Origin of the sequence: Sphingomonas sp. BK580 (genome assembly GCF_014194975.1) — a bacterium.
Taxonomy (GTDB): Bacteria; Pseudomonadota; Alphaproteobacteria; order Sphingomonadales; family Sphingomonadaceae; genus Sphingomonas.
This window is the reverse complement of the sequence record NZ_JACIAY010000011.1, coordinates 156,887-163,408: the sequence shown is the minus strand read 5'-3', so window position 1 is coordinate 163,408 and position 6,522 is coordinate 156,887. Positions and strand designations below refer to the sequence as shown.

Sequence of the window (6,522 nt, the reverse complement as noted above, 5' to 3'; positions counted from 1 at the left end):
CGGTGCTATCGGCGGGTCGCCGGTGTCATAGCCGTTCTCGGCAACGAGGACGCGCATTGTATGACGGTGCTGGCGATGAGTGCTGCTGAGATCACCCGTTTCGATACGCTGATGCGGCTCGACCGCGGCGAGATCCGGGTCGCGGCCGCGATGGAGCTGCTCGGCCTTGCGAGGCGGCAGGTGTACCGGCTGCTGGGCCGCCTGCGAGAGGACGGCGCCAGCGGCCTGGTGTCGCGCAAGCGAGGACGCCCGAGCAACCGACGCTACAGCGACGCCTTTCGCGCCGAGGTGGTCACGCTCGTGCGCGAGCACTACGCCGACTTCGGACCGACGCTGGCGCGCGAGTACCTTGCCGAGCGCCATGGCATCGGCCTGTCGTGCGAGACCCTGCGGCGCATCATGATGGAGGCCGGGTTGTGGCAGGACTGTGCGGCTAAGCGCCCTCGCCCGTACCAGCCGCGCTACCGGCGTGACTGCCGCGGCGAGCTCGTCCAGGTCGACGGCTCCAAGCACTGGTGGTTCGAGGGCCGCGGTCCGCAATGCACGCTCCTGGTCTTCATCGACGATGCCACCAGCGAGCTTATGCACGTCGAGATGGTCGAGAGCGAGAGCACCTTCTCCTACATGCGCGCGACGAGGACCTACCTCGAGCGGCACGGCAAGCCGGTGGCCTTCTACACCGACAAGCACAGCGCCTTTCGCAACAACACGGCCTCGGCGAAGGGCGACGGCATGACCCACCTTGGCCGTGCGCTCGACCGGCTCAACATCGAGCTCATCTGCGCGAACTCGCCGCAGGCGAAGGGGCGCGTCGAGCGGGTCAATGCGACGCTGCAGGACCGTCTGGTCAAGGCGATGCGGCTACAGCGCATCTCCACCATCGACCAAGCCAACGCCTTCCTTCCCTCCTACATGGCGCAGCACAATCGTCGGTTCGCCAAGGCACCGTTCGACCCGCGCGATCTGCACCGGCCGCTGGCCATCCACGAAGACCTGGAGGCTGAGCTGGTGTGGCGGGAGCAGCGCACCGTCACCGGCGCCCTCACCTTGCACTACAACAAAGCCATGTTCATCCTCGAGCCCTCCCCTGCGTCGCAGGCGCTCGCGCGCAAGAAGGTGGACGTGTGCGAGTACCCGGATGGCCGGCTCGAGATCCAGCACGAGGGCACGGCTCTACCCTATCGCATGTTCGACAAGATGCGCCGGGTGAACCAGGCTGCCGTGGTCGACAACAAGCACCTCGACGCCGCGCTGGCTCTGGCCCGCGTGATACAGCAGGCTCAGCCGCATTACGCCAAGCGCAACAACAACGAGCCGGCGCGCACCGCACAGCCCGTCGGCCCGTTTAAGGCACCCTCCCCGGCTTCATCCGTCCCCAAAGTCGACCGTCGCACGCTCGGCAACAACAGGCTCAAGCGCGCGCCACGCCTCTCCAATGAGGAGCTCGTCGCGCGCGGCCTCGGCGAGTACGCCCGCTAGCGTTCGAAGACGCCCAAAAGCGGACCTTGTCACGGCGAGTAACCGAGCTACCGTGCGATGATGATCACGTCGCTCCTGCTCCTCGCATGACTCGATTGGCACTAGCCCTATTGGTGCCGCTGGCCGCTTGCTCACCTCAGGTCCCACTGGGTTGTCCCGCAATCGAAAAACTCGCCCAACGAGACGCAGCAGCTGATGCGCGGGCGGCTTTGGCTCGGGGAGATCGTCGTCTGCTGATGTTAGATGGACCGTTTGGCGCCATGGGTCCTGCCGGCGTCGGAAATTCAAACCTCCGGCTTCATCAGGTGCGGATTATGGAGGGTACGTCTAGGGATCCTACCGAGGCTTGCGACCGTGTGCGCGCCACCGCAGAGGCTTACGCGACGAAATACAATCAAGCTATCGTTGAAAATAACAGCAGATGACGCCTGTTTTTTGGCCAAATCTTTACAAGGGCTAGGTGTTTCTAGGGAAGCGTGCCTAGCAACCCGGCAACGCTATGTGCGCTCACCACCTAAAAGCAGCAAACCCGCAAACCTGCCAAATTCTGCAAAAGCCTGATGAGTTGGTGTAGGCGCCATAAACCAGGCACAATTAGTTCCCATCCTCTCGCTTGGGAGACGATGCGTGATGGTCGCACAGCAAGTCGCTACCGAGATGGTCGGTCAGGCGTCTCCGACCTCGGCGAGGCCTGCCAGTCCTCTTCAGATCCCCGACAGCCTCAAGGCAAGCCCGACAAGATGCCCGCCAACCGGCAGCGGCGAGGTAGTCGTCTGTGGCCGAGCTGATCAGGAGCAGTTCCGCCTGCGCCCCCTGCCGGACCTTCCCGAGCCCAGAAGCATCCTCAGCACGCCGCTTCGTCTACACCTTGCACCAGGAGTGACCTTGGGTGCCGTCGAGGGCGGAGGGCTGGGCGTTCGGATTGAGTTCGGCCCCGGGAAGAAGAGCGGCAGCGACTAGCCGGAACGCCCAAACTCGGACGATCGCGCGCCGCCTTGGCGAACCTGATTGCGGACGTTGGTTCACCAGTGCACTCTGCGGGTATGATCGCGCTGTGAACAGCTGATGTGGAGGCGCCTTTGATAGCCCTTATCTTAATAGAAGCGGCGACAATCTCGATGCCTCCGCCGGATAGCTGGATTAGGATCTCTCGCAATCCGGCGCTTTCCCGTTCTTCCGAGAGCGTCGACATCCTGTACAATAAGAGCTCTTTTGACCCAGCAGGCTTCGACCTTCGCCTTACTTCTCGCGAAGAAGAGGGCGAGACCACGGTCAAGTGGGCGTCAAGTCGGATCTGCGAAGGAGCGCGGGTCGCCGTTGCTCGACTTCGGAAGCTGCCTTTCCCATCAATCAGCTTTCCGGGTGACCCAGGAGAGGTTGTGGTCGATGGCACTGGATACTCGATAAGCTTCCCGGCTGCATACGGAACCCAATATAGCGGACAGATCGAACTTCGCTCTAACGTAGGCACGCTGTTAGCAGCTTGGATAGACGATACCTTAGCGAGGTTGCAGACTTGCTGGCATCCTTCAAGGGAGCACCGATGAAAGCCCTGCTCATCATCTCGTCGCTTAGTGCCACGGCACTCGCCGCGGACGGGCCGGTCGGGCCCCAAGCCGAGATCGTCTACCACACAGCATTCTATAAAGGTGACGATCCCTCGTTTGAGGATCTGCCGATCATCCGATCCATCAGCCACAGCACCATGGCAGCGCTGCCGCGGACAACGGGCACGTACGTCATGATCAGCGTGCACTGCACGGCGCTACGGCCCAGCGGGCAGTTGTCCGGTTGCAAGACGGAGGTAGAACCAAACAATACGGACTGGCGGCGCGTGGCGGGAATGATGGCCAGAGACATTCGAGCCGAGCCAGGTTTCGCAAAGCGGGTCGCTGGCAATATCAGCTTCATAGATATCTACGTTCGCGCGTCGAACTCGGATACGGTAGCGCTGTCGGGTCCCTGCTGGCCACCCACCTGCAACATCGTTCCGGCGCCACCTCCTCCTCCCCCGCCCCCGCGTCCGAACTAGGGCTCAAACCCAATCAGCGGGTTGAGCGAAGCGGCTTTCCTGATTCACTGCCGGTGTAGGTCACGGGAGTGCTGGGATGGCGCTGTTCTGGTTGTCGGATGATGCTTGGGCGGCGATCGAGCCGCACCTGCCAAAGAACCAGCCCGGAGCGCGGCGAGTAGACGACCGGCGGGTGATCTCGGGCATCCTGCACGTGCTGAAGGTCGGCTGTCGCTGGTGCGACTGCCCGGCCGAGTACGGTCCGTCGACGACGGTCTACAACCGGTTCAACCGATGGTCGCACCGGGGCTTCTGGCTCAAGCTGCTGAATGCGCTGGCAGACGCAGGCGCGGTGACGAAGAGCACCGCAATCGACAGCACCTACGTCAAGGCTCAGCGCGCCGCGTTCGGTGCAAAAGGGGGCGTTCCGCACAGGCGATCGGCCGTTCCCGCGGTGGCTGGACCACCAAGGTCCACGTGCTCACCGACGTCATCGGCCGTCCGTATGCGCTGATGCTGACGCCCGGCAACGTTAGCGACGTAAAGGCCGCGCCCGCCCTCCTCGAACGTGCCGGGCGCATGCGCTACCTGCTCGGTGAAAAGGGCTATGACGCCGATCGGCTCCGCCGCCTGGCCCGCGATGCCGGTGCCGTCCCGGTGATCCCCGGCCGGCGCAACCGCAAGCGCGTCATCCGCTACGACAAGCAGCGCTACGCCGGACGCCACCTCATCGAGAACGCCTTCTGCCGCCTCAAAGACTTCCGCCGCGTAGCCACCCGCTACGACAAGCTCGCCGTCAACTTCCTCTCAGGCGTCGCCCTCGCCACCGCCTTGGCGTTCTGGCTCTGAATGAGTCTGGGCCCTAGCTAGGTCGCCAACTGGACGCGCCTCGAACATCGCAAGTGGCAGGTTTGCAGACCGGCCGGTCACGGCTGGAAAGCGCCCAGTCCTGGTCCTTTGACGGCTCGTGCAGCATACCTAAGATCAGTCGTTTGTTCATGATTGTATCAAGATGCTGACGTGAAAAGGGGATCGGCATGCCGTCTATTTGGCTTCTCGCGCTTCAAGCTGCTGTCTCTTCAAGTCCCTCTGCTCAGGCAGAATGGGCAGGCGAAACGCCACCTATCGAGATCCGTCTACGCGCACCGACCCTGTCCATGCGAGGGGAAGCACCCATCGAGGTCGACCTAATCGGCAGGGGTGGTAGTTTTGCGGTATCGCCCTTCCTGCAACTCACCCGAGGCATAGCCTTTGAGGTGATGTCGGACACGGGCCAACCAGTCGCGCCTGCCAAGCCAATGGCGGGTTCGCCGCCCTCGCCGCCTCTTGCTAAAGAGGACCTGATTACCGTTTCAACGAAAGCGCCTTACCGCATCCTTACCCATGAAAGCGCAAGAACGATCTTCCCGAGAGCGGGGCGCTTCAGGGTGAGAGCGCGACTTTATGTCTTTAGCTTCGCGTCTAAACCGATCCGCTATGCGCAGGTGGTATCTGAAACAATCACGGTAAAGGTCACCGAGTAAGGCCGGCGCGCCGCTCACGACGGCTGTTGAAGCCATCGACCTTCCGAAGAGCTGCCAGTCCGTGTGTGGACGCCCCTCTGGATGCAAGGGGGTGTTGCAGAGATTTTAGCGCGCGGGTTCAGGTGCTTCCGTGTGTCCGGCCTGTTGATGCAGCCTTCATCACGGCTGCTGGCCTGAATGGAGATCGCGGATCGGGTCCAAACCGCTTTCGCGCGCTCGAGGCGCTTGGACAGTGCACTGGTTATCCCGATCCCGTCTTCTGACCGTTGCGCCATTCCTCTCTGCTGACCTTCCCTCGCGTCCCTGACGCCTCAAGCCTCGACGGTTACGCCGCGGCCGGAGCTCTGTAGGTACCGCCGTGCGCCATCAGCGCCCAGACGATCCGTGCCATCTTGTTCGCGAACGCGACGGTGACCAGCATGCGAGGCTTGCGCGCGAGCATGCCGGCTAACCACGCACTGGCCTTATCGGGCTTGCGCGCCGCGACCTTGGTTGCCGAGCTTGCCCCCAGGATCAGCAGGCGTCGCAAGCTGCGCTCGCCCATCCTCGTCGTGCGCCCAAGCCGTTCCTTGCCGCCGCTCGAATGTTGTCGAGGAACGAGACCGAGCCAGGCGGCGAAGTCGCGCCCGCGACGAAAGGTGCTTGCGGCCGGCGCCAGCGCCACCAGCGCGGTCGCTGTCACGGGCCCGACACCGGGGATCGTCATCAGCCGCTTCGCGACCGCGTCCGCCTTTGCCCGGCTCGCGATCTCACGGTCGAGAAGGGCGATCTGCTCCTGTAGCGCCTGTAAGCCCTGCGCGATGACGGCCAGTACGGGGCACGCCTCGGCCGGCAGATCGGAAGCCGGGTCGGCGACGATCTCGACGAGCTTGCCGACGTGCCCGACACCCTGCCGAACGATGTAGCCGAACTCGTTGAGGTGCCCGCGCAGGGCATTGATCAGCTGGGTTCGCTGGCGCACGAGCAGGTCGCGCGTTCGGAACACGACCGCCGAAGCCTGCGCTTCAGCGCTCTTACCTTGAACAAACCGCATCGTCGGTCGCTGCGCTGCCTCGCAGATCGCCTCCGCGTCGGCCATGTCGTTCTTCTGCCGCTTGACGAACGGCTTCACGTACGCCGGCGGGATCAGCCTGGTGTCGTGCCCAACTTCCGCGAGCTCACGCGCCCAGTAGTGCGCACTCGCGCACGCCTCCATCGCGACGACGCACCGCGGCAAGGTCGAGAAAAAGGGCAGTACCTGATCCCGACGTAGCTTCTTGCGGAACACGACCCCGCCGCTCGCATCCGCGCCGTAGACCTGAAAAACCGACTTCGCCAGATCGATGCCGACTGTGCTAACCTCACTCACGGACGCCTCCTGCAGTGGTGTTTCAACACCTCCACTTCTGGCACATCGATGCCGTCAGGGGGCGTCCACCCCAACGCTTTCCTGCCAATCTCGGCCATTGACCTAAGGCGACTGCTGGGCTCGCCTCGAACGTCTGACATTGGCGGGGTTTGCGGACCGGC

General features: G+C 63.4%; 5 protein-coding genes. 4 read left to right on the top strand and 1 reads right to left on the bottom strand.

Going from position 1 to position 6,522, the window contains the following annotated elements; all coding sequences use genetic code 11:
- Positions 1-60: 60 nt before the first annotated feature.
- The 4 genes from FHY05_RS17870 (at position 61) to FHY05_RS17855 (ending at position 5,013) form a co-directional block, all read left to right on the top strand.
- On the top strand, positions 61-1,479 hold the full coding sequence (locus FHY05_RS17870) for an ISNCY family transposase (RefSeq protein ID WP_183945780.1): 1,419 nt from the start codon (positions 61-63) through the stop codon (positions 1,477-1,479).
- Positions 1,480-3,022: 1,543 nt separating this feature from the next.
- On the top strand, positions 3,023-3,511 hold the full coding sequence (locus FHY05_RS17865; RefSeq protein WP_183945779.1) for a hypothetical protein: 489 nt from the start codon (positions 3,023-3,025) through the stop codon (positions 3,509-3,511).
- Positions 3,512-3,587: 76 nt separating this feature from the next.
- A protein-coding gene (locus FHY05_RS17860) for an IS5 family transposase (RefSeq protein WP_183945778.1) occupies positions 3,588-4,339 on the top strand; the annotation gives its coding sequence in 2 pieces (ribosomal slippage) (positions 3,588-3,923 and positions 3,926-4,339; 750 coding nt in all).
- A gap of 188 nt (positions 4,340-4,527) precedes the next feature.
- The gene (locus FHY05_RS17855; protein ID WP_183945777.1) at positions 4,528-5,013 is read left to right on the top strand and encodes a hypothetical protein; all 486 of its coding nucleotides are present in this window, start codon (positions 4,528-4,530) and stop codon (positions 5,011-5,013) included.
- A 325-nt stretch (positions 5,014-5,338) separates the two neighbouring features.
- Here the strand turns inward: FHY05_RS17855 and FHY05_RS17850 are convergent, their stop codons facing one another.
- Positions 5,339-6,361, bottom strand: coding sequence for an IS110 family transposase (locus FHY05_RS17850; RefSeq protein ID WP_183945776.1), 1,023 nt, complete (start codon positions 6,359-6,361; stop codon positions 5,339-5,341).
- Positions 6,362-6,522: the final 161 nt, after the last annotated feature.

Bases quoted from the DNA above. Each gene is read 5' to 3' on its own strand.
- FHY05_RS17855 (WP_183945777.1), top strand. From the start codon at position 4,528: ATGCCGTCTATTTGGCTTCTCGCGCTTCAAGCTGCTGTCTCTTCAAGT.
- FHY05_RS17870 (WP_183945780.1), top strand. From the start codon at position 61: ATGACGGTGCTGGCGATGAGTGCTGCTGAGATCACCCGTTTCGATACG.
- FHY05_RS17865 (WP_183945779.1), top strand. From the start codon at position 3,023: ATGAAAGCCCTGCTCATCATCTCGTCGCTTAGTGCCACGGCACTCGCC.